Annotated in this window: 27 protein-coding genes; 22 read left to right on the forward strand and 5 right to left on the reverse strand. The window is 32.0% G+C overall.

What is annotated here, in order from left to right:
- Window positions 1-196 precede the first annotated feature (196 nt).
- The 11 genes from N4A44_00605 to N4A44_00655 all read left to right on the forward strand — a co-directional run bounded on the left by N4A44_00605 (window position 197) and on the right by N4A44_00655 (window position 10,008).
- A complete protein-coding gene (locus N4A44_00605; protein MCT4552147.1) occupies window positions 197-775 on the forward strand; it encodes a hypothetical protein in 579 nt (192 codons plus the stop codon).
- Window positions 776-803: 28 nt separating this feature from the next.
- On the forward strand, window positions 804-2,885 hold the full coding sequence (locus tag N4A44_00610) for a hypothetical protein (protein MCT4552148.1): 2,082 nt from the start codon (window positions 804-806) through the stop codon (window positions 2,883-2,885).
- An 87-nt stretch (window positions 2,886-2,972) separates the two neighbouring features.
- Window positions 2,973-3,251, forward strand: coding sequence for a TRL-like family protein (locus tag N4A44_00615; protein ID MCT4552149.1), 279 nt, complete (start codon window positions 2,973-2,975; stop codon window positions 3,249-3,251).
- 87 nt (window positions 3,252-3,338) lie between these two features.
- Window positions 3,339-3,815: a hypothetical protein gene (locus N4A44_00620; protein ID MCT4552150.1), complete on the forward strand. Its 477-nt coding sequence runs from the start codon at window positions 3,339-3,341 to the stop codon at window positions 3,813-3,815.
- A 12-nt stretch (window positions 3,816-3,827) separates the two neighbouring features.
- A complete protein-coding gene (locus tag N4A44_00625; protein ID MCT4552151.1) occupies window positions 3,828-4,541 on the forward strand; it encodes a phage tail fiber protein in 714 nt (237 codons plus the stop codon).
- Entirely contained in the window at window positions 4,528-5,169 is a 642-nt protein-coding gene (gene terL / locus N4A44_00630; GenBank protein ID MCT4552152.1) for a phage terminase large subunit, read from the forward strand. Before N4A44_00625 ends, terL begins: the two co-directional genes overlap by 14 nt.
- 334 nt (window positions 5,170-5,503) lie before the next feature.
- A complete protein-coding gene (locus tag N4A44_00635; GenBank protein MCT4552153.1) occupies window positions 5,504-6,373 on the forward strand; it encodes a hypothetical protein in 870 nt (289 codons plus the stop codon).
- Window positions 6,374-6,452: 79 nt separating this feature from the next.
- Window positions 6,453-6,899: a hypothetical protein gene (locus N4A44_00640; protein ID MCT4552154.1), complete on the forward strand. Its 447-nt coding sequence runs from the start codon at window positions 6,453-6,455 to the stop codon at window positions 6,897-6,899.
- Window positions 6,900-6,911: 12 nt separating this feature from the next.
- A complete protein-coding gene (locus N4A44_00645) occupies window positions 6,912-7,379 on the forward strand; it encodes a type II secretion system GspH family protein (GenBank protein MCT4552155.1) in 468 nt (155 codons plus the stop codon).
- A gap of 236 nt (window positions 7,380-7,615) precedes the next feature.
- Entirely contained in the window at window positions 7,616-9,151 is a 1,536-nt protein-coding gene (locus N4A44_00650) for a portal protein (GenBank protein ID MCT4552156.1), read from the forward strand.
- Window positions 9,152-9,231: 80 nt separating this feature from the next.
- A complete protein-coding gene (locus N4A44_00655) occupies window positions 9,232-10,008 on the forward strand; it encodes a biotin--[acetyl-CoA-carboxylase] ligase (GenBank protein MCT4552157.1) in 777 nt (258 codons plus the stop codon).
- Here the strand turns inward: N4A44_00655 and N4A44_00660 are convergent.
- On the reverse strand, window positions 9,967-10,659 hold the full coding sequence (locus tag N4A44_00660) for a BPL-N domain-containing protein (GenBank protein ID MCT4552158.1): 693 nt from the start codon (window positions 10,657-10,659) through the stop codon (window positions 9,967-9,969). The two genes, N4A44_00655 and N4A44_00660, sit on opposite strands and share 42 nt — an antisense overlap.
- A gap of 118 nt (window positions 10,660-10,777) precedes the next feature.
- Entirely contained in the window at window positions 10,778-11,347 is a 570-nt protein-coding gene (locus N4A44_00665) for a hypothetical protein (GenBank protein ID MCT4552159.1), read from the reverse strand.
- A 325-nt stretch (window positions 11,348-11,672) separates the two neighbouring features.
- Between N4A44_00665 and N4A44_00670 the strand changes: the two genes are divergently transcribed.
- The 3 genes from N4A44_00670 to N4A44_00680 all read left to right on the forward strand — a co-directional run bounded on the left by N4A44_00670 (window position 11,673) and on the right by N4A44_00680 (window position 14,559).
- A complete protein-coding gene (locus N4A44_00670) occupies window positions 11,673-12,575 on the forward strand; it encodes a DHHA1 domain-containing protein (GenBank protein MCT4552160.1) in 903 nt (300 codons plus the stop codon).
- A gap of 71 nt (window positions 12,576-12,646) precedes the next feature.
- Window positions 12,647-13,375, forward strand: coding sequence for an O-methyltransferase (locus N4A44_00675; protein MCT4552161.1), 729 nt, complete (start codon window positions 12,647-12,649; stop codon window positions 13,373-13,375).
- A gap of 68 nt (window positions 13,376-13,443) precedes the next feature.
- Window positions 13,444-14,559: an ATP-dependent 6-phosphofructokinase gene (locus N4A44_00680; GenBank protein ID MCT4552162.1), complete on the forward strand. Its 1,116-nt coding sequence runs from the start codon at window positions 13,444-13,446 to the stop codon at window positions 14,557-14,559.
- Between the two features lie 51 nt (window positions 14,560-14,610).
- Here the strand turns inward: N4A44_00680 and N4A44_00685 are convergent, their stop codons facing one another.
- Window positions 14,611-15,027 carry a hypothetical protein gene (locus N4A44_00685; GenBank protein ID MCT4552163.1) on the reverse strand — a complete coding sequence of 139 codons (417 nt, stop codon included), beginning with the start codon at window positions 15,025-15,027 and terminating at the stop codon, window positions 14,611-14,613.
- 143 nt (window positions 15,028-15,170) lie between these two features.
- On the opposite strand from N4A44_00685, the gene N4A44_00690 reads away from it, so the two are divergent.
- From N4A44_00690 to N4A44_00710, 5 genes are all read left to right on the forward strand, one after another.
- Window positions 15,171-15,587 carry a hypothetical protein gene (locus tag N4A44_00690; GenBank protein ID MCT4552164.1) on the forward strand — a complete coding sequence of 139 codons (417 nt, stop codon included), beginning with the start codon at window positions 15,171-15,173 and terminating at the stop codon, window positions 15,585-15,587.
- Between the two features lie 125 nt (window positions 15,588-15,712).
- On the forward strand, window positions 15,713-16,150 hold the full coding sequence (locus N4A44_00695; GenBank protein MCT4552165.1) for a hypothetical protein: 438 nt from the start codon (window positions 15,713-15,715) through the stop codon (window positions 16,148-16,150).
- A 130-nt stretch (window positions 16,151-16,280) separates the two neighbouring features.
- Window positions 16,281-17,456 (forward strand): D-alanyl-D-alanine carboxypeptidase, encoded by a 1,176-nt coding sequence (locus N4A44_00700; GenBank protein MCT4552166.1) that lies wholly within the window; start codon window positions 16,281-16,283, stop codon window positions 17,454-17,456.
- Window positions 17,457-17,607: 151 nt separating this feature from the next.
- Window positions 17,608-19,515, forward strand: a complete 1,908-nt coding sequence (locus tag N4A44_00705) for a S49 family peptidase (GenBank protein ID MCT4552167.1) — start codon at window positions 17,608-17,610, stop codon at window positions 19,513-19,515.
- 1 nt (window position 19,516) lies between these two features.
- Complete coding sequence (locus N4A44_00710; protein MCT4552168.1) at window positions 19,517-19,738, forward strand: DUF167 domain-containing protein; 222 nt, start codon at window positions 19,517-19,519, stop codon at window positions 19,736-19,738.
- Between the two features lie 41 nt (window positions 19,739-19,779).
- Here the strand turns inward: N4A44_00710 and N4A44_00715 are convergent, their stop codons facing one another.
- A complete protein-coding gene (locus N4A44_00715; protein MCT4552169.1) occupies window positions 19,780-20,985 on the reverse strand; it encodes an N-acetylmuramoyl-L-alanine amidase in 1,206 nt (401 codons plus the stop codon).
- A 328-nt stretch (window positions 20,986-21,313) separates the two neighbouring features.
- On the opposite strand from N4A44_00715, the gene N4A44_00720 reads away from it, so the two are divergent.
- Window positions 21,314-22,084 (forward strand): hypothetical protein, encoded by a 771-nt coding sequence (locus N4A44_00720; protein ID MCT4552170.1) that lies wholly within the window; start codon window positions 21,314-21,316, stop codon window positions 22,082-22,084.
- Window positions 22,085-22,184: 100 nt separating this feature from the next.
- Here N4A44_00720 and N4A44_00725 read toward each other — a convergent pair whose 3' ends face one another.
- Window positions 22,185-23,642: a UDP-N-acetylglucosamine 1-carboxyvinyltransferase gene (locus N4A44_00725; protein ID MCT4552171.1), complete on the reverse strand. Its 1,458-nt coding sequence runs from the start codon at window positions 23,640-23,642 to the stop codon at window positions 22,185-22,187.
- A gap of 151 nt (window positions 23,643-23,793) precedes the next feature.
- Here N4A44_00725 and N4A44_00730 point away from each other — a divergent pair, with 151 nt between their 5' ends.
- Both N4A44_00730 and tsaD read left to right on the forward strand, forming a co-directional pair.
- A complete protein-coding gene (locus N4A44_00730; protein MCT4552172.1) occupies window positions 23,794-24,891 on the forward strand; it encodes an MltA domain-containing protein in 1,098 nt (365 codons plus the stop codon).
- A gap of 142 nt (window positions 24,892-25,033) precedes the next feature.
- Window positions 25,034-26,050: a tRNA (adenosine(37)-N6)-threonylcarbamoyltransferase complex transferase subunit TsaD gene (gene tsaD, locus N4A44_00735; protein ID MCT4552173.1), complete on the forward strand. Its 1,017-nt coding sequence runs from the start codon at window positions 25,034-25,036 to the stop codon at window positions 26,048-26,050.
- The last annotated feature ends 254 nt before the right edge of the window (window positions 26,051-26,304 follow it).

Below are 26,304 nucleotides of genomic sequence, written 5' to 3' on the forward strand. Positions count from 1 at the left end.
TATAGAATATAAGACCGTTTTCAAAGCGGTCTTTTTCTCATTTAAAGCATACATTTTGAATCAACACTTTAACTAATTTACAATATCCAAGTTGACTCAACACTTCAATTGAATCAATTAATTAAGAATATAAGCCTAAGAATCGGAAAAGACTCAAACTTTAACCAATAAAATCACCAATTTACAGGAGAACAAAATGCCATCATCTACAACAAAAATCGATATTTGCTCAAAGGCCTTAATGAAGATAGGAGCAAGTCCAATCCAATCACTAGAAGAGAATACTTCAGAAAGCATTATCTCATCTCAATTTTATGACATAGTAAAAGAGAGTTTATTATCAGAACATGAATGGTCTTTCGCAACAAAAACACAGGAATTAAATATCCTGAATGTAGAGAGTGATCAAGAAGGATACGAGAATGTTTTCCAATTACCACATGACCTAATAAGAGTGTTAAGCATAAGCTCTTCAGCAAATGGAATTTCTATAGACTATAAACTTTATCAAGATGAAATTCATACCAACGCAGAGAAAGTTTATATCACATACATATATAGAGTCGGAGAAAAATACTTTCCTCAATTCTTTGTAAATTTAATGACTACTTCTTTAGCAAAAGAATTTGTTATGCCACTGACGGAAGATAACTCAAAATATAACTCATTAATGAACGAAAGTATAATGCTTTTATCAAAAGCTAAAAACCAAGATTCAGATCAAACAAAAATTAAAAAGATAAAAACATTTAGTTTAATTTCAAGCCGTAATTAAAAAATTAAATTAATAAAGGATACAATATATGCAAAAGTCATACACAAAAAGCAACAACTTCAGATTTGGAGAAGTGAATTATTCTGGCTTAGAGAACTTAGGATCCAAGTATAAAAACAATACATCTTTCCTTCAAAGAAATATGCAGGTAGAAGAAACTGGTCAAATCAAACGAAGACCTGGATTAAAGAAAATTTCAGACCTTGAAGAGAATGCTAAGATTATTTCTATGCAGACTAGCATAGAAGACAAATATATTTTAGCTATAGGAGAAAGTAAGATAAGAGTTTTCAAGGACGATAAGCTAATCTGTACAATATCAAAAAGCCCCTTTAAAAAAGAAATACTTTCAAGTTTGCAATATATCTCTAAAGATAATAAAATTTTCGTTACCCACCCAGACATAGAAACAAAAGTCATAGTAAAAGAAAGCGATACTAATTGGAAAATTCAAAATATAGAATTTGATATAGATTCTTATACGGGTGAAAGTTTTGAGCCATTCGCATACTTTGAAGATATGCAAAATAAAGGTATAAAAGCAACTCCTATAATAATAGATCCAGAAGATTTAGATTGGGATCAAGAGGGCGCTGGTGAATGGGTTTTAAATCCAGATTGGATGGAGAGAAATGAACCAGCATATACTTTCGTAGAGGACGAATCTACACCTCCCCCTCAAGTAGAAATAACATGCTCCGATATATATGATATATTCAATTTCGATTGCAAAAATATAAAAATGAGAATTGGAGATGGGGAATATCGAATTACCCACGTAGTAACAACAAGGAAGTTACTAGGAGAAATAATAAAGCTTCCTACTGATTTTAAAGAGAAAAATCCTTCAGTCTCAGAACAAGCCTTTTCAAAAAAGCGAGGTTGGATAAGAAGTATAAATTTCTATCAAAACAGAATGGTGGTAGGTGGATCAAAATCGCTTCCCAAAAGAATATGGATGTCTAAAACAGATAACTTCTTTAATTTTAATTTAGGATCAGCATACGATGGAGATGCTATAGAATTTGATATACTTTCCCAAAATGAAGAAACTATTCAAACAATATTTACAGGAAGACATCTTCAGGTTTTTACAAATAATGCTGAATGGATAGTAACAGGATTTCCTATCACACCAACTAGTATACAATTGCAGAAACAAACAGAACTAGGTTCAAACCAAGACAACTATCTTAGCCCTCAGTTTATAGAAGGTTCTACAATTTTTATATCTAAGAACAAATCAGAAGTTTGCGAATTCTTCTTTGGAGAAATAGAGGAGCAATATCAAACAGAAAACCTAGTTAGCTTATCTAATCATTTATTAAATAAACCACTAGAAACATCTTACAATAAAAATGAAAAAATATACTTTATAGTAAACAACGATGGAAGCCTAGCCACATTGACCATGAGTAAAAATTATGGAGTTAGATCTTGGGGACTATGGGAAACAAAAGGTTCATTTATCTCAGTGGAAAGTTTGAATGAAGAAACTTATGTGGTAGTAAGAAGAAACGACAAACCATATTTAGAAAAGTTTGATTTCACAGAATTAAATACCTATACAGATTGCGAGATTACCATATCCAGAGAGGATGATAAAAGAGATAATATATTTGAAATTATAGATTATCCAGAACTTTTAAAAATAAAGGACTTAAAAGAGCAAACTAATGCAATAATTTTAGCAATAGGAGACGGCGAATTCCTAGGAGAACCTATCATAGAGAATGATGCTATAAAACTTCAAAAACCAGTTAACAATCTAAGATTAGGAATAGCATATAGGCATATCCTTGCTCCATCACCAGAGATGATAGAATTTAAAAAGATAAGATTGCTGGAAGTTTCTTTCAGATTATCAGAAAGTAAAAACCTTTCAATAGATACTGGGCAAGGAATAAAGAATATATCATTAAAAGAATACGATAATTCAGAAACATTCCTTTCTTCAGAAAATATAAAAGGAACTTTCTCAGGGGATATAAATATAAAATCATTCGGATGGAAAAAAGCAGGAAGCCAAATACTTTGGAAAATAGATGATTATTATCCAAACAATTTCAAGGTAATTTCATCACTCTCAAAATTTATTGTAAATAAATAATATTAACTATTGATTTAAACTTTCATATGAGTAAACTACGATGAGTTATTTTATATAACTAAATTTAAATATGAAGGAGAAATCATAATGAAAAAAGTATTACTTACAGCTATTATAGCTTTAACAGCATCATGTGCTACAAGACCTCACCAAGTTACTAACGTTAAAGTAGCTCCAAGTGAATTAAAAGTTGGAAAATCTTGTGAAGATAGATTTTTACACATGTTCCCAATGGGTTCAAAAAATGGAAACTCAATTCTTAGAGCTAAAGAAAGTGCTGGTATTACACAAATTATGAGTGTCGATGTAGAAGGTAGAAACTGGATCTTAGGTTCAACTGAATGTACTATCGTTACAGGTAAATAGTTTACAAAACTAAAGAATTAAAATTACAGTCGGAAATATCCGGCTGTTTTTTTTATACAATAATCAATCACAAAAGGAGAGATAAAGATGATATCACTAATATCTAGTGTCAACTCACTAGGATCTGATCTAATTTCAGGGAGCAGTTCAAAGGACGAAAGCCGATTGGCTAGAGAAAGAGCAAAAGAAGAAAGCAAAATAAATAAAGAAATAGCAGAAGTTAATAAGTACTATTCTGATTTAGAAAGTAGAAATCTTTTAGAAGAAAATCTAAGCAATATTTCAGCAAACTACGGAGCTTATAATATGAGTTCTACAGAAGGTTCTGCAAAAGCCGCAAAGAATAGAGCCGTTAGAGATTACAATAATGACACAGCTCAAAGGCAAAAGCTATTTGATCTAAATATGGAAAAAGCAGACAAACAACTTCAATTTGATACAGAGGCAAATCTATTAGAATATGATAAAAATTCTAAAAGAAATAGCCTTAACAATTTCGAAAATATATTAAAAGAAATCGAAAGCCACGACGAAACTCTAAGATCTCAAAGATATAGAACATAAAGGAGAGAAAGTATGATAACTAACAAATCAGTCCTAATAACATACCTAGCAAATGGAACTTCAAAACAATTTTCATTCCCATTTAAAATATATTCAGCAGATGAATTAAAAGTGTCCATAAATGGAAAAGAAATACAAACTACATTCATTATAGAATATCACGAAGATGTAGAAGGTGGAATGATAACATTTGAAACAGCTCCAGTTACAAATTCAGAAGTCTCAATCAAGAGAGTTCTAGATATTACGAGAAAGCACGACTTTCAATCAGGTGGAAGCTTCAGAGCTGAAGACATAAATCAAGAACTAGACTACCAAACTCTGTGCCTTCAACAAGTTAATTACGAACTTGGGAATGCAATGAAATTTGGATCAGATGTCGAAGATCAAGATATAGACTTAACTGTTCCAGAACCAAAAGCGGGTTGTATGATGGTTTGGAACAAAACAGAAAATGGACTAGAACTAAGAAACGCTGACCTAATAATAGAAGCAAGCAATGAAGCTCATGACTATGCAACTATCTGCCAAGATATGTACGATGCAATGTCTACATTATTAGGAACTTCAGAGACAGCGGGTTTAGCAGGAAAAATCCAAGACATATTAACTTTCTTAAATAATAAATTCCCAGAAGACTTTGATGATAATGGTGAGATAAAAGATAGCTCATTAGTATCTAATGACTTAGGAGAAATCACAGAAGGCGATAATGGCGGAATTTAAAGATGAAAAAAATTTAAAAGAAAATATAGAAAAAATAACATTTTTAGATTTCATAGAATTATGGAATCAAGATCAGGAGCAAACAACTCCTGCCCACCATAAAAAGATTGCACGGTGGTTAGAAAAATTATGGCTTGAAGAAAAGTCAGACAGAAGAGGGGTTTTAATGTCCTTCAGAGGGTCAGGTAAATCTACCATAGTAGGTTTATTCTGCTGTTGGCTACTTTATCAAAACCCAAATCTAAGAATATTGGTAATATCAGCAGAAGAACGCCTAGCTGGTAAAATGAGCAAAAATGTCAAAGCCATAATAGAAAGACATGCGCTGCTTTCACATCTTATACCAAAGAAAAAGGGAGGGCGATGGGCAAGCAAAGAATTCACCATAGAAAGGTTCAAAGAAATGAGAGACCCTTCAATGCTTGCCATAGGACTTTCAGGAAACGCAACGGGATCTAGAGCCGATATAATAATATGTGACGATGTCGAAGTCCCAAATACTTGCGATACTGAATTGAAAAGAGAAGAGTTAAGAGAGAGATTGGCAGAGTTAGAATTTATAATAACGCCAAAAGGAATGATTCTATATGTGGGTACTCCCCATACAGAAAATAGTATTTATTATTAAAAAAAGAATCAGTAAAAGGGAAATATTCATTTTTGGACAAAAAAATATGTCAAGAAAGTTCTAAGAAAAAACAGTGGCTTACAACTTAAAAATAAGAAAAATGAAAAAAATGTCAAAAAATAGTTGACAAAATAAAATGAAAGTTCTAAACTAAACTTACTTTCGGAGATCTCCCTACTTATTTCTCTCTCCTCTTTAAGAAGACTCCGAAAGTTCTTTTTAATCCTCGGAGTTTCCTTTATATATCCTTTCCTCCTTTTTTTAAGAGCTCCGAGGTTTATTTAAAATGCGCCGCAAGGCGTTTTTTTATTGTCTAAAATCCAGGGGAGAATAAATGCAAAAGATTTACAACAAAACAATAGATAACGAATTAAAACCTAAAGAAGAAGAAACAGAAAAGCTTCTATCAGGATATAAAAGATTAAAAATTCCTTTGTTATCAGAGGCTGGAAGATCAGCTTGGTCAAAAAGATTTCCTCTGAAAAGAATTAAAGAACTTCGTAAACGAGTAGGGGAAAAGAAATTCCAAGCTCAAATGCAATTACAACCAGTAAACTTAACAGATCCATTTTTCGATATAAATGATTTCAAAACATATGACATATGCTTTTCAAAAACAGAGCAAAACTTCCGATCAGTCTATAAAATTAATAATGAAAAAGTCGTCCAGGCCTCATCCTATTGGGATCCATCTTCATGTGGAAGAAAAAGAGACGGTTCAGTTCTAGTCATAGCATTCAAAGATAACAAAGACAGAATATACATAGAAAAAATCATATACTTAAACTCAATTATCAAAAGAGGCGAGGAAGGAATAACGAAACAAATAGAAGAAGTTATTTCTATATTAAAAAAATACGATATAGGAATAATTCACATAGAAACAAATGGTATAGGGAAATTTATCCCAGAATTAATAAACAAGGAAATTCGCCGACTACGACTAAAAATAGAAGTCTCAGAAATTTATAATCATAACAGCAAGAGTATAAGAATTATGGAAGGAATAGAACCTCTAGTTTCAGCAGAAATAATAAGCTTTAATAAAACAATATTTTCTAAGGCAAATCAGTTCATAAATGAAATTAAAAATTGGCGACCAAACATAGACGGAAAAGATGATGGATTGGATGCCGTTTCAGGCATAACATTAAATAGGTTTAAGAATATAATTCCATCACCATCAATTATGAAATTTTATTAAAACTTTTTACTTTTATAAATATATGATTTTTGTTATAATAAAGCCAAAATATACTAATAATTTTAAAAGGAGTTAGATTATGACAAAATTCAATCAAAGAGGTAGAAGTATTGTAGAAGTTATCGGTGTTCTAGCAATAGCTTCAATCGGTATCGCTCTTGCAATGAGAACTTATCAAAAGAATGATGCAAAAGTAAAAATTACAAAGACTATGTATAATATTTCAGAATTAACAGATAGTATTAAAACTATATACTGGGGAAGAAACAGCTATAGTGGAATAAATGTTACTCGTCTAGAAAATAAAGGTGTGGATCCTAAATTCTTAAGAGATGCATATGGTACAAGTTTAGTAATAGGTTCTCAATCTCCATTTAGTTCATATACAATCCAAATTGTAAATATTGAAGATCAAGAAGATTGCTATAAATTTGCTGCTAAAAAACTAGAAGGTATGGATGAAGCTGAAACGACAGATACATGCTCATCTACATCTAATAAAACAGTTACTTTCACTTTTAATTAAGGAATTTATAAGATGAGAAAAAATAATCAAAAAGGTATGTCTATCGTAGAAGTTTTAGGAACTTTAGCAATAGTAACAGTAATGTCAGTTCTTATAGTTTCTTTCTATACGAAAGTATCTACTAAAGCTACATTCAAAAGAACAGAATTCTTATTAGAAGATATTAGAGGAAAAATAAATTCTATTTATATAGATGGTAATTATTCAACTCTAACACTAGATAATTTAAATGATGAACTAGAAGGCCAAGAATTAATAAAAGCAAAGCACCCATTCGGTGGAGACGTTGCTCTTTGCGGTTCATCAGACGGTTTCAATATCCGTTTAAGTGACCTAACTCTTGAAGAGGCTACTAAATTAGAAGCACTTGGAGAAGGTGACTTAGAAAAAGTATCAGACGATGTTTATAGAATAATTGCTTACAAATCTAATAGTAAAGCAAAAGATTACGACAACACAAGATTTTGTAACAACTTCTAATAAAGTTTAAACAAAACTAATGAAAACGCCCTCAATTGAGGGTGTTTTTTTATAAAAAACTTCATCAAGCAATCTCTCCCCAGAGAGTTTTGGATAGTTTGCTTTAGATAGAAGCGAAAATGATTTTTAAATTTAATATTGCGTATATTAATACTCAATCGTTGAATTTCAAAATTATTTCTCGCGATTAGATGAAGTTAAATATACGAAACATTAATATTATAAAGGATAATTAAATGAAAAAAATACCAGAAATAAACTCAAACTTAATAAATAGAGATACTCTAATTAAAGAATATAAAAAGGCAAAAAACAAAAGAAGCAATTGGGAAAATCTTTGGGAAGATTGCATAAAATATTCATCCCCAGAAAGATATGGAAGCTTCTATAACTCATTCCAAGAAGCTAATAAAAACAATGTAGATATCTACGACTCAACTGCAATTTGCGGGGTAGAAAATTTAGTATCTACAATAGCTTCAAGCCTAACACCATCATATGAAAAATGGTTTAATTTATCTCTAGGAAATATCACTGTTGAGGATGAAACAACAAAAGCAAATATTGAAAAAGATATAGAGAAAATAGAAAAAACAATTTCAGAAAATATCTCACTTTCAAACTTCGCGACAGAAATACAACAATGTTACTTTGATCTAGTTACATTGGGAACCTCTTGTCTGTTCTTCGAAGAAAACCAAATAGGTAAAAAATCTGCCTTCAGGTTTAAATCAGTTCCATTAAACCAACTGACTATAGATGAAGACAGCGAAGGTAACGTAAATAAAATCTATAGAGAAACAAGCATAACGGTAGAAAATCTACAACTTCGTTTCCCAGAATTTTTTGAAGAAAATGGTTTAAGTAACCTCGCAACAAAGTTCAAAGAAGAGCGAGTTAAACTGATTGAAGCTGTAGTCCCTAATATGAAAGAAATAGGACAGCAAGGCTTTGTATATACAGCATTTATAGAAGATGAAAAAAATATCCTTACACCTAAAAAATCAGCAAAAGAAGATAACATATTAGTATTAAAAGAAGGTGTCTTACAAAGCTCTCCATTCATTTGTTTCAGATGGTTAAAAACCTCAAGCGAAGTATATGGAAGATCACCGGTAATGAAGGTTCTTCCAGATATCAAAACAGCAAACAAGGTTGTAGAACTAACTTTACAAAACGCAACAATAGCAATCTCAGGAGTATGGCAAGCTGAAGACGACGGAGTAATTAACTTTAATAATATTGATCTGTCACCAGGTTCAATAATACCAAAAGCAATAGGCTCTCAAGGTCTATCACCATTACAAACAGGAGCTAACTTCAACGTTTCACAACTAGTCCTTTCAGACTTAAGAAACAATATAAATAAAGCGTTCTATACAGATGTTCTAGGTAAGCCGGAAGAAAGCAAACAAATGACTGCAACAGAAGTTTCTGCAAGAACAATGGAATTATATCAAACACTTACAGCAGTGTTCTCACGACTTCAAACGGAACTCCTTACACCATTAATCGAAAGAGCAGTAAGCATCCTTAAAAGAAGAGGGGAGATAGCAAACCTAATCATAGATGGAAATATAATCTCATTAAAATACAGTTCACCAATAATGAACGTAAACAACGACAGAGAAATAGCAAACATCCAAAGATTTATATCTTCACTAAGCATTCTAGGAGAAGGTCAATTATCCAACATAATAGATACACAAAAGTTAATAAACCACCTAGCAGAAATCACATCCATCCCAAAAGGATTGCTAAAAACAGCCTAGAATAAAAAAAATAAAAATTTTAATTGAAATTTTTAGTTGTTTATATATTAAATGCAATTTTAATTAAAATTTAAATAAGTATGATTATTGAAAAAAGTTATTTGTATGAGGCATTGACAGGTAATGGTAACTGTTATGTTGTTGATCAAATGGAATCTACTATGGATCCTTTTAAAGAAATGAAGCTTGGAGATATAGAACTCTCGGAATGGGACGTTATTGTGGCTCGACTTCAAACTAAAGGAAAAGGAAGAACTGGTAGAAAATGGTTGTCAGAAAAAGATCAAACATTGTGTTTTTCTATGGCTTTACCAACTTCTTATGCAGCTTTAGCACTTAAAATAAACATTATTAGTGGATATGCTATCTGTGATGTTATTAAGGAGTTTGTAGGTGATAGGGCTAAAGTGAAATGGCCAAATGATGTCCTAGTTGATAAAAGAAAGTTATCAGGGATATTGTTTCATAATAATTCTGGTAATTTATGTATGGGTATTGGTGTGAATATAAATCAAACATCATTCCCTGAAGAAATAAAGGATATTGCAACTTCATTGCGTATTGTAACAAATAAGAATCATGATCCAATAGAAATATTAGATAAGATTTTAAAATCCTTTATTTATAAGTTAAAACTTCTTCTTTCCGAAGAGCTTAAAATTGAGGAAAAATACCCAGAGTATTCTCAATACTATAATCAAAAAACTAAAGTTCACTTAAAGGATGGAAGTAGTTATAAAATTATAGATAAAGGGATAGATGAGGATGGTTTATTAATAGCTCAAAAAGAAGATGGAACTGAAGAGCATTTGGTTTCAGGAATAGATGTTGGAATAAACCTTTATCCGAAAAAATAAGTTTAACTTTTTTTGTAAATTTTCATCTTTAGATAGTTCAGGATGAAATCCAAATAGAAATACCTTTCCTTTACCATATATTTTATATATTGATGCGTATTTATCAATTTTGGAATATAGGAAAGGTATTTCTACTTCTTCTCTTTTTTCTGGTATAAATTCAGGGCCTCCATTATAATATGTTTTAAATTTTTCCGAAAACCCATCAATAAAAATATCAGTAGCAGAGGAAAAATCATTTCTATATAAAGGGGCAATTTCTCTAATAGTTCCTTTGCAAGTTCCAAAGAATAATTTAAGATCTCCATCTGTATTTTGAACAGTGTTTATGACACCATCATTTCCTATAAAGTCAATGTGTGAAGATGCATAATATGCTCCGGCACAAATTCCAATATAAATACCTCCATTTTTAATAAAATCTCTAATAATAATATTTCCATTACCATAAAGTTTATCAGTATAAAACCTAGCTTCTCCACCAGGAATTATTAAGATATTATCTTTAGATAGATATTTTTTAGATAGTATGTCTTTAGAATTAATTGTAAAAACATTTTTAGAATTAAAAGTTAACATAGCCCAATTTTTAACTTTTTTAATATGTTTTTTTACAACACCATCATCATTATATATATAAATGTTTTTCATATTATTATTATATTTTACATGTTTGGATAAATCAACTTTTAAAAAACAAATATTTTATAAAAAAAGAGCTATGGATTTTTACATCTCATAGCTCTTTCTAATTTAAACCTAAAAAAAATTAATATCCTTTATCCTGGAGGAATAGGTCTGCACCAGCAGGATTTCCAACAAATTCCTCAGCTAATTCAGCTCCTTCAGATATAACGTCGCTTCTTCTTCCTTCAACGAACTCATCAAATTCATCAGAGGAAAAATAGTTGTCCCATCGCTCTTTAATAGCATCTTCATTAACTGCTATTTTTTTATAAACTTCATTAAGGTTTTTGAACTCGAAGTCTATCTCAAGCTCTTTCTTAAACTTGTTTATATTAAAAAACATGGCTGACTCAGCATCGTCCTTTTCAAAGTTATACTTGAAAATAAGATCAAGTATGCTTTTGCCAGGAAACTTCCCAGACTCAATTTCAGCCAGTTTCATAAAAGCATTTTTGCTTTCACATTCATTGCTACACATTACATTTAAAGAAAATTCAGTAAGCATAGCAAAAACAATGGCTTCCTCATCTTCGGAAATACCAGCACTTTTGAGCATGGCAATAATTCCGTTATGAGAATAAGTTTCATTATTACTAAGAGATTTCATTATAGCATTTACAATAGAAATCTTTTTAAAGTTAACTTTTTTCATTTTATATATTTTTGGTTATTTATATTTTATCTACTATACAAATCAGCATATACTCGAAAAAATATTTGTCAAGCTATTTTTCAAAAATTATTTCTCTAATCAAATCTCCCTTGAAAATTATTAAATGGTCTGGTATCTTATTCCCATAAAAGGAAAGGTATTTTAAGATATTCATCCAATAAACGACAACTCTTGGAGTTTTGGATAGTTTGCTTTAAATATTTTTAAAATCGGCTTTCGTATAGTATAAATAATACTTGAGAAATCGATTATTAAAAATAGATATGAAAAATATACGAAACCCTAGTATTACAAAGGAAATATAATGAAAGTTTACGTAATATATCACAGAACAGATTTTGATGGCAGAGGTTCAGCAGCGGTAATAAATGACTTCTACAGAAACAAAGAAGGTTTCGAAATAGTAAACATTCCATTAAATAATGAAGAAGTTCCTCATGATTATAAAGAATGGGATAAAGATGCCATGGTTTATATGTCAGATATATCTTTTCCGAAAAGAGAGCAAATGGAATATTTGCTAGAAACTTACGGTGATAACTTTATTTGGAATGATCACCACGCATCATCTATGAAGAATTGCGAAGGTCTAAACATTAGAGGTATACAAAGAGCTGATTACGCAGCAATACAACTAACTTGGTTCTGGTTCAATCAAGATAAATTTTCAAGTATAGAAACAGCTAAATTCCCAGAAGCAATAAATTACGTAGGACACGTAGACATAAAGAAACCTTTAAAAGATTCAGAAGAATTCCTTACGGCATTAATTTTGCATACAGAGTTATATGACCCAACAAATCCAGATTGGGAAAAATTAATAAATAACGATGAAGGTATGCTTTCTACATTATTAACAGAGGGCAGGGTAGCTCAAAGATATAGAGAGTCTATAGAGCAAGAAGCAGCTCAAGAAATCATTCATTTCGTAGAGTTCGAAGGTTACAAAGTTCCAGCAGCAAATATATACTTCTTCAAGTATGAAGTATTCTTCCACGCAAAAGAAGGAAACCTATATGAGGAGTATCCATTCGTAATAACTTATTATAGAAATAACGAAGGACAATGGAAGCTTTCTCTAAGAGGAACTGGTAACGAAAAGTATAAAGATATCGATGTAAGTCTCCTAGCTAAAAAACATGGTGGCGGCGGTCATAAAAAAGCTGCAGGCATCAGATCTAAAGAGCTTCCGTTCAAGTATCTATAAAAAATACTAGAAACATCTTCAATTTTATGGTAAAATATCAACGGAAATAAGTATTTCAGGAATATTACATTATGAGTTTATACAATAAAGCCCTAACAAAAGAGGGTGAAAACTATTTGAATAAAATCTTAAAAATCCCAAGTGAATTAAAAGACTTAAGGGAATATATTTCCAAAAGAAGCGAAATAGATCTTTCAATATCAGATTCTCAAGTGGCTTTCTTCAGATCATTCCTAAAATCCCAAAACCCAAAAAACATTTTAGAGGTAGGAACTTTCTACGGATATTCTACTGCTTGCTTAGCGATTTACACTTCAGAAGACACAAAAATAACAACAATCGATAGAGATGAAAGAAGTCTAGAAAAAGCAAGAGAACAATGGGATAAACTTATACCAGAAGTATCAAACAAAATTACAGAAATAAACTGCAAAGATAGAAGAGATCCAAACAAAATAAATAGTGAAGCTCTATCAGAATTAAATTCTTTACTTTCACAAAATAAAAAGTATGATTTCATCTTCATCGATGCGGACAAGAACAATTACAGAAATTACTTTGAAGTATCTTTAAAGATGCTGGAAGATGGTGGGGCTATAATAATAGACAACATTTTCCAAGAAGGAGAAATATTCTTTTCTACTGAGGAAATAGAAGAGAAATATAAGGATAACAATCCAAGAAAACTAAAAAGAATTTTGCTTATGAAAGAGCTAGTAGAGGATATATGCCAAGACAATTCTCTATCTACAAGCATCTCTCCATTAGGGGATGGTATGCTAATAGTTCACAACTCATAAGCCCCTAAAAAAATTCTTTTTATAAAGAAACAAAACGATTAGTCGTGCAAAAAACGAAGGAAAAAATAATGAACGCAGCAGCGAAAAAAGACATAAAAACAATAGCAATATTTAACTCGGGTGGAGACTGTGCCGGTCTAAACCAAGCCATGTATGGTATTATGAAAAGAGCGCAACAAAAAGGCATAGAAGTTTACGGTTTATTTAATGGAGACGAAGGCTTCGGAACAGCTAACCCAGTTTGTGGTAAACTAAACTACAACCACTTTGATATTCACTTCGACAGATCTGGTACAATACTTGGTTCAAGAAGAGGTGGTGTTGTAGATCTAGGAGAAAGCGGTTTAGTTTCTGACTTTGGTGAAGCTACAATAGACGAAGAACAACTAAAAATTTTCAAAGAAAATATTAGAAAATATAACATCGATGGTATTATTTTCACAGGTGGTGACGGAAGTATATATGCAAACAAGTTCTTGGCGGAATTAATTCCAAACACACCAATTATAGCTATACCAAAAACAATCGATAACGATACACCTTGCACAGATTATTCTCTAGGTTTTGATACGGCTTGTAACCAAGTTATAGACGTAATCTCAGCACTAGAAATGACATCTTACTCTCATGACATGATTATGGTTGTAGAAGTTATGGGTAACTCAGTTGGTCACATAGCAATCAACTCAGGTGTTGCAGGATGTGCAGACGCAGTTCTAATCCCAGAAATAGAATATGACTTCTGTGAACTATACAAACATATTCAAAAAACAAGAGCTTCATTCTTTAAAAAGGCAATTACTATCGTAGTTTCAGAAGGTATCAAAAAACTTCCTGAAGATGAAAAAGATCCTAAATACAAAGGTATGAGTGCTGGTCAATACATAGTTGAAAAATTCAAAGAAATGGGTGAGAAAAATATCAGATGTAACATTCCAGGTCACATACAAAGAGGTGGAAGAGTTACAATCAAAGATAAAATTAAAGGTATCGAATTCGGTACTCACGCCCTAGACCTAATGATAGAAGGTAAAAGAAGTGTAATGGTTTGTGATGACGGTGGTAAGGTATCACATGTAGCATTTAGCAAAATGTTTAAGTCAAACACTACAGTTGCAGTCCAAAAAGACTCTGACATAGTTAAGACAGCTAAAGATTTGGGAATTTACATAGGTAAAATTTAATAACCAAGTAGTTACAAAAGAAAAAGCACTGCCCAAAAGGACAGTGTTTTTTTATTGAAATAATAAAGAGATCTGATTTTGATGGATAAACTTTAAATTTAAAAAATCTAAAATATTTTCTTTCAAAATTTCCCATTGAGAAGTATTAAATCTATCTTCATCAAAATACAATAGTTCAATTTCATTTTTAGTTATAAAAATAGCATTTGGTAATAGGTCTAAGTTATCCTCAATACTTCCATAGTCTTTAGAAAATTCCCAACACCATTCATCATTAAATATTTCCGCAATTTCATTTAAAAAATTAGGAGGCCTAATACCTCTATAAAAAGTATTAAAGCGACCAGTCCCAGGACAATCAAATTGAAATTTAAGATCAGTTTTTTCTTTCTTAAAGTAGAACGAGTTCACTTCTATTTTAATCTCATCAACTATATTTAATGCTTTGTTTAGATCAATTTTGTTCATAGATATAATTTTTATATAAAAACTGTGTTCTTAAATAAATATCAACATCAAAAATATTTGTAAAGTAAAAAACAATTGACAAATTGATAGTATAATAATATTTTCCTAAGAAGAAAAAAATATAAACCTCAAATTACAGTTAAATGTCAAAAGCAAAAAAAGAAGCTCTCGAAGATGTTTTATCTTACATATCAACCTTTATCAAAAAGCTAGACTACAGGCAAATAACCACTCTAGAAAAAGATATTGAGAAATTTTTCCAAAATAAAGACTTGGGAATGATGTGGATAGTTAACAACTTCGGAGATATTAGAGAAAAATCTATTTATATATTTAAAAATCCAGATGATGAAGCTGTTGAAATAGCAGATATAGAAAGGCTAGTAAAAACCTCAACTATAGAAAACATTACAACTAATGCCATGGAGATCATTATCAGAAATGATATTTCCTTGGAAAGGAAAAAATATACAAATATAGAAAAAAGAACATTCCCGAGGGGAAAATATCTCATAAAAAACCATCTTTGTAAGATAATTTCCACTCATAATCCAAATTAATATTTGATAAGATTTAAAAAGGCATCCCTCCAGGGGTGTTTTTTTGTGAAAAAAATATTTGACAAATTGGTAGGATAATAATATTTTCCTTTAGGAAAAAAATTTAAACCTTTAAAAAAAGTTAAATGTTAAAAACAGAAAGTTTCAGAGTTAAACCAAGTAAAGAAGTTTTAAGTAATATTTTTAAATATTTAAAGAATATAGATTGTACTCCAACACCTTCTATAAAAAAGGAAATTAAAAACTTTTTCGAAAATGAAAGTATTGGAACTATTAGACTAGTTATTAACCATGATGTGGGTGAAGACGTGGGTAATGAAAAAAATCTTTATATTTTTAAAAATAAAAAGGTCGGTAGATTTACTCTCCCACTAGAGAGGTTAGAAGATAATCTAGTGATAAACATGGTTAATGACAGTATTAGAGAACTAGTTATTAATAAGAATAATGTTCAAGCTAAAGATTTTAAGTCTATTTCAACTTCGAGATGGACAATATCTTCAGGAAGTTACTTTGCTGGATTTCCAACTTGCCAAGTAGTATCAAATTATAACATGGCATAAAATTTTAAATAGAGCACTATCCTAAAAAGATGGTGCTTTTTATTTATATTTGCTATTGAAATGAAAGGGCAAATCGTTTATCATAAAGGAAATCGAGGATATAAAAATAAAACAGAAGAGGGACGGATTTATGAAAAATCATTTTTTAAAAACAGCATTATTGACATTAACACTTTCAGTAGCAGCAGTTAGCCAGTCCTATTCCTTTGAAACTACTGCAAAAACTGCTACATTATTAGACGTTCAAACGGGCGACATAATCTATTCAAAAAATTCAGACACACCACTTCCACCATCATCAATGAGTAAACTTATGACAGCATACATGCTTCTTGATGCAATAAAAGATGGTCAAGTTACTTTAGACCAAGAGGTCGTAGTATCAGAACACGCAGGTCAAAAGTCTCTAGAAATGCAAAGAGAAGGCGGATCAACTATGTACCTTAAAGCAGGGGATATGGTAAAAGTAGACGAACTACTTAAAGGCGTAATCATAGCATCTGCAAACGAAGCTTGCGTAGTAATCGCAGAATTAGTTTCAGGTTCAGAAGAACAATTCGCAATAGACGCTAACAAAAAAGCAGAAGAAATCGGAATGACAGGTTCTAATATTGTAAATGCATCAGGCTGGCCAGTTCCAGATCACCTTATGACCTCTCACGACCTTGCCGTATTAGGTATGAGGTTACAAAAAGATTTCCCAGATCATTTCGAATACTTTTCTAAAAAGAGCTTTGAATTTAAAACATCTTCAGCTCCATTCATAAATAGAAACAAACTACTTTGGCTGGATAAATCAGCAACTGGACTAAAAACAGGTCATACAACAGTTGGTGGTTACGGTATGACAGCATCTTTCGATAGAGGCGGAAGAAAGCTAGTTGCAGTTATGAACGGAATGACATTAGAAGCTAACGGCTCAGCAAGAAAAAATATTGAAAGATCTAAAAGATTAAAAGAATTTGCAGATTGGGGTTACGCAACAACAGAAAACTACAAATTCTTTACTGCAGGTCAAACAGTTCTTGAAGCTCCAGTTTGGTATGGTAAAAAAGCTACTGCTGAACTAACAACTTCAGAAGATATAGTTTTAACTCTTCAAAAAGGTGGATACAAAAATGTAGACTTCATCGCTTACTACTTAGGTCCAATCAATGCCGGAGTTAAAAAAGGCGAAGTTATTGGAGAGCTTTCTATAGAGAAAGAAGGTAAAGTACTTAAAACATTTGATCTAGTTGCCAAAGAAGACATTAAAGCGGCAGGAATACTAGGTAAATTCTTAAACAACATTAAGAACTTATTCTAAAAAATAATATAATACTTAGATCTCTCGAATTATATTCGGGAGATTTTTTTATTACAATCAATAGTGTGAAAAACTCAATTTGCTATTGAAAAGATATTTTTAATCATCTACCATATAATTATAAAGAGGACAAAATTGAAAGGCTACGACCATGGACGCACAAAACACTAAACCAAAAAAAGGCGTAAAAAGAATTTTCAGATTAAAGAAAGTTGTAAAACCAGGCAAAAGAGAAATATTCAAAAAGAAAAAGCCATTCATTCTCTTCAGACCATTTATATCAATATTTAATTATCTAATGAGAGGGCTAAGAGTTCTTGGTAATTTCATAGCAGCAATCTTCGCATTAATAGTAATCCTAAACATAGCAGGTTTCATCGGAAGCCTATTAGAAGGAAAAGAAACAGAAGACGAAATGGTTCTAGTAGTTGACCTTAACAAAGGTGTAGCTGACAGCGAAGAAGAATTCTTTATCAATATAGATTTCGATCAACCATATCATCTATCAAGCCTTTCTAAAAAAATTGAAATAGCAGCTAAAGACGAAAAAATTAAAGCAATAGTTTTCAAAGGTGAAGACAACCAGTTGGGTCTTGCATCAATAGAAGAAATCAAAAACGCTCTTAAGAAATACAACGAAAGCGGAAAGAAATCTATCTACTTCTCAAAAACTTTCGGAGCAGGTATGTCTAACGGCATAGCAGAATACTACTTAGCAACATCTCTAAAAGAAATCTGGATGGAAAGTAATAGCACATTAAACCTTCTAGGTATAGGCATAGAAAAACCTTATTATAAAGAATTGTTTAATAAGATTGATGTTAAGCCAGTCTTCTCAAAAAGACATGAATACAAAACAGGTCCAAACACATACTTAGAAAACAACGCAACACCAGAAGAAATGTCATTCACAAAAGACTTCTCTAAAGAAGTATACGACATGATCATAAGTGAAATTGCCATCAAAAGAGGAATAAGCGTAGATACAGTTTCAAAAATTGTTGATACAGCACCTCTAAATGACAAAGAAGCCCTTCAACTAAAACTTATAGATAAAATCTCTACAAGAATTGAATTTAACGAAGAGCTTAAAAAACTATATGGTGAAGATATCAAATTTAAAGACATCGCTAGCTACAAACCAAATCTAGAAGATTTCGGATATAATAACACAAAAGAAGATAAGGTTATCCTTTCTATCAATATAGATGGAATTATTATAGACGGAGAAGCTGAAGACGCTCCAATGGGATATGTTGTTTCAGAACCAATAGTAACATCTATCTACCAAGAAGTTAAATCAGAAAGCATAGATGGTATAGTTGTAAGGGTAAACTCTCCAGGCGGAAGCTATACAGCATCAAACGAAATATATAAAGCTCTTATGTGGGCAAGAGAGAAGGGCATACCTGTATTCGTAAGCCAAGGAGATTATGCAGCCTCAGGAGGATACTTCATCTCAATAGCTTCAGATAAGATTTTCGCGAACAAGGGTACTCTTACTGGATCTATAGGAGTTTACGGTGGTAAATTTGTTGGAACAGAAGAACTTTGGAATACTCTAGGTATAAACTGGTACAGACATTCAATAGGTAAAAACGCAGGAATGGGAAGCGTAACAAAAGATTTCTCAGAAACTCAAAAAGCTGCATTTGAAAGAAGCCTAGACTTAGTGTACCAAGACTTTACAACTAAAGTATCAGAAGCAAGAGGTATATCTCTTAAAGAACTTGATAAGTTAGCAAGAGGTAGAGTATGGCTTGGTAAAAACTCAGTTAGAAACAAATTAGTCGATGGTATTGCAGATTACAACACTGTAGTTAATAAAATGAAAGTAGAACTAGGATTAAAAGAAACTGATTTAGTAATCTTAAAATCTATCCCAGATTCATCATCTGAAATAGAGCAACTTAAAAGATTAATAGGCAAAAACATGTCAATCAAATCAGCAATAAAAGAAGAAATTGGCATAGATGATAAATCAGCACTATGGATTGAAAACTTCCTAATAGGAAAAGACATCAAGATGGTAGCAGAGCCAATCTTCATAGATATGTAATATGCAAATATCGGTAAAAGTAATCACAAACAGCTCTCGTAACGCAATAGAAGAGGTAGGCAATAATGAATTCAAAGCCTACCTTACTTGCGTACCTGAAAAGGGTAAAGCAAATAAACAACTGATAAAACTTTTATCAAAACATTTCTCAGTTTCAAAATCTTCTATAGAAATAAAGGTTGGCGAACTATCAAAAAACAAAATCCTAGAAATAGAAAAATAAACCCCTCAAAATCGAGAGGGAGTTTTTATATTTTTTAAATCCTAACCTAATAATTGTTTTTTGATTGCATTCTTAATAGAGCCAGCAACTTCAGTTCTATACCAAAGTTTATTAAGCAAGCCTTCTTCCTTAGAATTAGAAAGGAACCCAGCCTCAATTAATACAGATGGGACAGAAGACTTAAGAACGGCAAACGGAGCTTGTCTATGAGGCTTAGATAATAATTTAATGTTTCTATTTCTCTTAACTTCTCTAACTATAGCATCTGCAAATTCCATAGAAGTTTCTTTTACAATAGTTTGATTTAATTCTCCTAAGATATTTTTTACCACAGGATCATATTCTTCAAAGTGATTGTCTCCAATTAAATCGGCAGCATTTTCTTTTTCAGCCAGTCTTCTAGCTTCTTCGTCGGATGCTTTATCAGAAAGTGTATACACAGATAAGCCACGAGCTCTTTTATTTCTATTAGAATCGGCATGAATAGATAAGAATAAATCAGCTTTATTTTTATCAGAAATCATAGCTCTATCTTTTAACTTGATAAACTTATCAGAATCCCTAGTCATAATAACTTTAAAATTCTTTTCTTTCCTAAGTTGATTTCTAATGTTCTTAGCTAACAAAAGAACAATATCTTTCTCTCTAGTTCTCTTTCTTCCAATAGCACCAGGATCTTTACCACCATGACCAGCATCAATAACTACAGTATAAGTTCTTTTTTCTTTAACAACAGGCTTGTTGGTATCACCTTCAACGGCTTCTTTCTCAGCAAGCTTTAAATCAAATACAAGTCTATGCCCTTTATCCGCAGAAGGAGGTATAGCAAAGTCCTTTTGTATAGCAGCGCTATCAGATAAATCTAGAATTATTTTAATATTTTTATTATTTTGGGGATCTACAATATATCTAGTCTTATTCACAAAACCGGTTTTAACAGTCGTATCATCTAATCCATTAAAATTAGCATTCTCAATATTGATAATCATTCTATTAGGATTTTTAATGAAAGAATAAGTATATTTAATCTTATCAGAACTCTCTATCACAAACCTAATTAGCTTACCATTTTGCTTGCCAAGTCTGAATGCTTTCAGATTGTTTTTACCTTTACCACCATCACGGTTAGTGCCGGCTGCAAACGCAATCGACGGAGAGACTTTTGAAAATAAAACGCAAAAAACAGCAAAATTAGATATCTTTGCTAAAACTTCTCTCCTAGTCACAAAATTTTTATTATTTTCCACCTTACTACTCATAAGACCAAATATAGCAAAAACCTAAGAAACTTTCAAATAAAAAATGTTGTTTATTAATAATAATGTGATTCGCAAAAAATAGTTTTTTAGTCATGAATTTATGTAAATAATAATTAAGAATAGGAAAAGTACCTAAAAAGCAAAATTTTATTAAAGGAGGTGAAATGCCCGAATACACTTGGGTTTTAAAGGTTTTATATATAAAAGCAACCCCATTCAAAAACAAAAAACTTGACAAATAAAAATGAATCGTAGTATATTATTGTCAATAAACACAATACTTTTTATACCCACAAAAACTTAAAATCGTAGAATAATGAAAAATTTAATTTCACTTATCGCCTTATTGTTAATCACAGTATTAACTATAGCACAGGAAAACAAGAAAGACCTAGGTCTCAGAATTAACGTAAGTAAGAGCAGTATGAACACAGATCATCAACGAGGATCAAATATGGAACCTTGGACGTTTGATTTTGTCAGTATCGATCGCTTTGCCGGTTATTATGATGATCCAGCAAATCCTAATGTATACGGAATTATAAATCCAGGAGGAGAGGCTCCAACAACAATTAATCACATTCGCTTAGAAATAGAGAAGCGAATGTTTAAAGTTAATTTCTTCGAAGAAAAGTTTGATTTACCAATAAAAAGTTCTTTTTGGAGCTATCTTGGATACTCAACTTTCACTCATGAAGATATGGTTGGATACCAGCTCAGAGGAATAAACTTCCATCTTCCTAAAGGAGAAGAATTTACCAGAGGTTATCGCCGGAGTGATTTCAAAATGAAGGGAACAGGGATCTTTATAGGTATTCGTCCTGAGTTCATGTACCATTTTAATGAAGAATCTAAACTTCGTGCCGGCTTATCATTTAGCCTTGGAGTAGCATTTAACAAGTACGAAATGGACAGCTCCTTTGATGAATTCAAAGATCAAAAGGAAACACACTTCGACGGTGATGTAACTTTAAGATTTGGTTACGGTCCTGCTGAAATTTTCTTCAGTCCTGTAGTCAGCTCTATGTATAAAAAAGACGGGAAATATGAGGGAAAGAATCGAATAGGCCTAGCCTTTACATTCTAAAATTTTTCAGCCGTAGTGGCTTGCGAATAAAAAGAAAGATGTTCATTTATTGAGCATCTTTTTTTTACAAAAATAAAACCTCCCGAAGGAGGCTTTCTTATTAATAGAATTCAATCTCTAACTCAGGCAATAGAGGAACCGATGACATTTTATCTTCACCAATTTCTTCTACATCTACGCCAAGATTTCTAAGATTTTTAACTAGGTTAGGGTATCCTCTAATTGCCCATTTAGCATTAGAAACAGTACTAGTTCCTTTAGCTGCACAAGCTGCCCAAATTAAAGCACAAGTACCTCTTAAGTCAGGACCTTCCATGTCGGCCGCTTTAAATTCAAACTCTGGGTTACCATGAATTTTGATATAAGCATGTTCACCTGTAGAATAAGAATTTACAGAATAAGACTCTTCACTCTTAACAATTTCAGCTTCAAACTTAGCGCCCATCTTAGATAGCTCAGGCATATGAACTATTCTTGAAATCCAAATAGGATCTATGATTTCAGACATACCATTCGCTTTAAGTAATAATGGAGCCCACAATTGATGAAGATCAGTTTCATCACCAGGGAATGGAGTCATTAACATATGTTGTAGCGGAACATCTTTATAATCTTTATGAGCAGATACAAAGATACCATTAGGCATAATTCTCACATCAGCACAATGCTTAAATCTACTTAGGAACGGCGTTAAAGTATTGTAATCACATTGTTCTATAAATACTTCACCTCCAGTAACAGCAGCTAACAACGCATAACTAGCAGCTTCTAATCTATCTGGCATAATAACATAAGTCACACCTTTAAGAAGAGATGGCTTAGCTAATTGGTTTTTCACAAGACCAGTAGAATTTCTACCATTAATCTTAATAATATCTTTACCCATTAAGTTTAACATATTAAGTAAATCTTCAATCTCAGGTTCTTGAGAAGCATTAAGCATAGAAATAGTTCCATTACCAACTGATGCTAACAAGAAGTTCATTGTAGCACCGTGAGACATTCTTACAGTAGAGAAGTAAGTAAGTTTATCATCCATCTTTTTATTTTCAGGAAGAGTGAATACTAATAAAGCATTACCATCTTTATCAACTTTTTCTTCAGTAGTAACACCTAAAACTTTTTCTAATAATTTGATATGGAAGTCATATTTTCTAGTAGACTCACCAATTTTACATCCACCAGGACTTACAACAACTAAGCTATCAAACTCTCTAGTGATAGCAAATCTAGCTAATAGAGCAGACCAGAAGTAATAAGATCCTCTAATTTTCTTTGAAGCATCTGCAGGTATAACATTCGTTTTTATTGTTTTAGCTTCAATTTCCATTTCTCTTGATTCAGGACTGTGTTTAATATCTACACCAATGTGTTGCATAATAGAACCAAACAAAAGAACATCTGAGATTAATGGAACATTTTTCAATACAACTTTTTCTCTAGTCAAGAGCGATGCAGCCATCAATCCCATAACTGAATTTTTAGCACCTGAAATTCTAACTTTACCTGAAACTGGTTTACCACCAGTGATTTTAATTTTTTCTGGAATTTTAAACATGACTTAACCCTTTCGTATTGCAATTAAAAAATAATTATATCCTATATAAAAGATATAGCAGATTCTCTACATTTTTCAAGGCAAATAAATAAAATATTTTGCAAAAAAATATTATTATGATAAACTAATGAAAAAAAGGGGCATAAAAAGAATGATTAAAAAGAATTTTCATCTTATATTAGCAACGCTATTATTAGCATCATGTGATCCGTTCGTAAACATGGGAGGTTATCCTGACTCAGTTCCTACAGACAGAGAGTTTTACGCACAAAGAATTAGCCATGGAGATATTCCAAATTGGTACAGAGAAGATTGGAAAGAAGTTGTAGCTCCATTCACTCGTTCATGTAAAGCATTCTTAAAAATGTCACCAAACAAAAAAATCTCAACTTCATACGTAGACGTAACAGTTGGCGATATGCAAACAGTTTGTGAAAGATGGAAAAGAGGTAGGTACCATGAAGCTTCATCTTCATCAATCAGAGGTTTCTTCGAAAGTAACTTCGAAGCCAAGAAAATATATTCAAGAGGTAAACCAACTGGAACTATCACAGGATACTACGAACCTTATATGAAAGGTACAAAGTTCCCAACTTGTGAAACTCTTACACCAGTATACGGTCTACCATTCAAAGAAGGTCATAGAAACTATACAAGGGCCAACATAGAAAGTGGTATCCTTACAGACAAAGCTCCAGTAATTTACTGGGTTGAAAATCCTGTAGACTACTTCATTATGCAAATCCAAGGCGGTGGTGTAATCTTAGACGAAGAAAGAGGGCAAACTCGTCTAGCATACGCAGGTAACAATAGCCACAAATTCTTAGGTATAGGAAAAATACTAAAAGATAAAGGTGTTAAACTAAACGATTGGAGTATGCAATCAGTTAAAGCTTGGTTAAAAGCAAATCCTGAAGCAGCTAAACAATACATGAAAGAAAACCCAAGATACATTTACTATACTCAAGTAAAAAGTCCTGGTCCTCTAGGAACAATGGGTGTGCCACTAACATCAGGTCGAAGTCTTGCTGTAGATAGAACATACTACCCATTAGGATTACCTATGTGGATTGACTTTAAAACTGTAGATAAAGAAACTATTTCTAAGATGGCATTTGCCCAAGACACAGGAACAGCTATCAAAGGTGGTATAAGAGCAGACTATTTCTGGGGAACAGGTTCAGACGCTTTCGCAGAAGCAGGAAGAACTCACGCTCAAGGAAGCTTATATCTACTATTACCTAGATAGAAGGCTTTTAGATAAAATTAAGGAGTTACAATTTGTGACTTCTTTTTTTCAATTGATTTCCCAGTAAAAGAATTTATAATAATTAAAGAAAAAAACTAGAATAGTTTCTATTTAAATTCGTGAAAAAGACGAAGGATTAAAAATGAAGATATTGGGCATAGAATCATCTTGCGATGAAACAGCAGTAGCTATAGTAAATGAAAAAGGTGAGGTATTATCACATCAATTAATATCCCAAACAGAACACCTTGAATACGGTGGTGTAGTTCCTGAAATTGCATCAAGAGCACACGTAGACGCTATAGACTCGCTATTCAATAAAGCCCTAGATGAAGCTAATTGTAAAATAGAAGACTTAGACGCAATATCTGCGACTACAGGTCCAGGACTTGTCGGCGGACTTATTGTAGGCACAACATTCGCCCAAGCTATAGCAGGCTTCTCAAATAAACCATTCATATCAGTTAATCACTTACAAGCACATGGACTTATGGCAAGAATGGGAACAGATTTACAATTCCCATATATACTATTGCTAGTATCAGGCGGACACACACAAATCCTTCTAGTTAAAGACGTAGATGACTTCGAACTTATCGGTGAAAGTATAGATGACGCCGCAGGAGAATGTTTCGACAAAGTAGCTAAGATTATGGACCTACCATATCCAGGGGGACCAAAGATAGATAAGTTATCAGGCGAGGGTGACTCAAATAAATATACCTTACCTAAACCTCTTATCAAAGAACCTAATTGCAACTTCAGTTTTTCAGGTTTAAAATCTGCATCATTAAGATTAGTTAATGATCTACAACCAATAGACGAAACAAAGAAAGCAGATATATCAGCCGTATTCCAAAAAACAGTTTGCGAAATAGTAGATGTAAAAATTCGCAGAGCTTTGGACGAAGTTAAGAGCAGGGGAATCAATCCAACATCTTTAGTTGTTAGCGGTGGTGTGGGTGCTAATTCAGGAGTTAGAAAAACTCTTCAAAATATATCGGAAGAAAGCGATATAGACTTCATTGCCCCTCCAATCAAACTTTGTATGGATAACGGCGTAATGATAGCCTGGACAGGTTTAGAATTATTTAGAAAAGGTAAAACATCTCCACTAGATATAGTTCCAAATCCAAGATGGCAATTAAAAGACCTATAAAAGACAAAGCTCAGAAATAAAACTGAGCTTCTTTTTTCCAATTGACATCATCTTAATATAGAATTATATTCTAAGGAAACAATTCCTTTTAAAACAGAAAAATCAACTACCTATGAAAACTAAATTTGAAAAGGGATTTTTCGTAATACAAGTCATTCTCATGGCGGTAGTGCTGGCACTATTTATAGCCAACAAAACTCCTGATGACTGGCGAGAAACCTTCAATTTTGAGCGCAAATGTAAAAAAGAAATAA

Source organism: Alphaproteobacteria bacterium (genome assembly GCA_025210155.1).
Classification (GTDB): Bacteria; Pseudomonadota; Alphaproteobacteria; order Rs-D84; family CASDRH01; genus JAOASE01.

Coding starts and splice junctions, on each gene's coding strand:
- N4A44_00605 (MCT4552147.1), top strand. CDS start 197: ATGCCATCATCTACAACAAAAATCGATATTTGCTCAAAGGCCTTAATG.
- N4A44_00610 (MCT4552148.1), top strand. CDS start 804: ATGCAAAAGTCATACACAAAAAGCAACAACTTCAGATTTGGAGAAGTG.
- N4A44_00615 (MCT4552149.1), top strand. CDS start 2,973: ATGAAAAAAGTATTACTTACAGCTATTATAGCTTTAACAGCATCATGT.
- N4A44_00620 (MCT4552150.1), top strand. CDS start 3,339: ATGATATCACTAATATCTAGTGTCAACTCACTAGGATCTGATCTAATT.
- N4A44_00625 (MCT4552151.1), top strand. CDS start 3,828: ATGATAACTAACAAATCAGTCCTAATAACATACCTAGCAAATGGAACT.
- terL (MCT4552152.1), top strand. CDS start 4,528: ATGGCGGAATTTAAAGATGAAAAAAATTTAAAAGAAAATATAGAAAAA.
- N4A44_00635 (MCT4552153.1), top strand. CDS start 5,504: ATGCAAAAGATTTACAACAAAACAATAGATAACGAATTAAAACCTAAA.
- N4A44_00640 (MCT4552154.1), top strand. CDS start 6,453: ATGACAAAATTCAATCAAAGAGGTAGAAGTATTGTAGAAGTTATCGGT.
- N4A44_00645 (MCT4552155.1), top strand. CDS start 6,912: ATGAGAAAAAATAATCAAAAAGGTATGTCTATCGTAGAAGTTTTAGGA.
- N4A44_00650 (MCT4552156.1), top strand. CDS start 7,616: ATGAAAAAAATACCAGAAATAAACTCAAACTTAATAAATAGAGATACT.
- N4A44_00655 (MCT4552157.1), top strand. CDS start 9,232: ATGATTATTGAAAAAAGTTATTTGTATGAGGCATTGACAGGTAATGGT.
- N4A44_00660 (MCT4552158.1), bottom strand. CDS start 10,659: ATGAAAAACATTTATATATATAATGATGATGGTGTTGTAAAAAAACAT.
- N4A44_00665 (MCT4552159.1), bottom strand. CDS start 11,347: ATGAAAAAAGTTAACTTTAAAAAGATTTCTATTGTAAATGCTATAATG.
- N4A44_00670 (MCT4552160.1), top strand. CDS start 11,673: ATGAAAGTTTACGTAATATATCACAGAACAGATTTTGATGGCAGAGGT.
- N4A44_00675 (MCT4552161.1), top strand. CDS start 12,647: ATGAGTTTATACAATAAAGCCCTAACAAAAGAGGGTGAAAACTATTTG.
- N4A44_00680 (MCT4552162.1), top strand. CDS start 13,444: ATGAACGCAGCAGCGAAAAAAGACATAAAAACAATAGCAATATTTAAC.
- N4A44_00685 (MCT4552163.1), bottom strand. CDS start 15,027: ATGAACAAAATTGATCTAAACAAAGCATTAAATATAGTTGATGAGATT.
- N4A44_00690 (MCT4552164.1), top strand. CDS start 15,171: ATGTCAAAAGCAAAAAAAGAAGCTCTCGAAGATGTTTTATCTTACATA.
- N4A44_00695 (MCT4552165.1), top strand. CDS start 15,713: ATGTTAAAAACAGAAAGTTTCAGAGTTAAACCAAGTAAAGAAGTTTTA.
- N4A44_00700 (MCT4552166.1), top strand. CDS start 16,281: ATGAAAAATCATTTTTTAAAAACAGCATTATTGACATTAACACTTTCA.
- N4A44_00705 (MCT4552167.1), top strand. CDS start 17,608: ATGGACGCACAAAACACTAAACCAAAAAAAGGCGTAAAAAGAATTTTC.
- N4A44_00710 (MCT4552168.1), top strand. CDS start 19,517: ATGCAAATATCGGTAAAAGTAATCACAAACAGCTCTCGTAACGCAATA.
- N4A44_00720 (MCT4552170.1), top strand. CDS start 21,314: ATGAAAAATTTAATTTCACTTATCGCCTTATTGTTAATCACAGTATTA.
- N4A44_00725 (MCT4552171.1), bottom strand. CDS start 23,642: ATGTTTAAAATTCCAGAAAAAATTAAAATCACTGGTGGTAAACCAGTT.
- N4A44_00730 (MCT4552172.1), top strand. CDS start 23,794: ATGATTAAAAAGAATTTTCATCTTATATTAGCAACGCTATTATTAGCA.
- tsaD (MCT4552173.1), top strand. CDS start 25,034: ATGAAGATATTGGGCATAGAATCATCTTGCGATGAAACAGCAGTAGCT.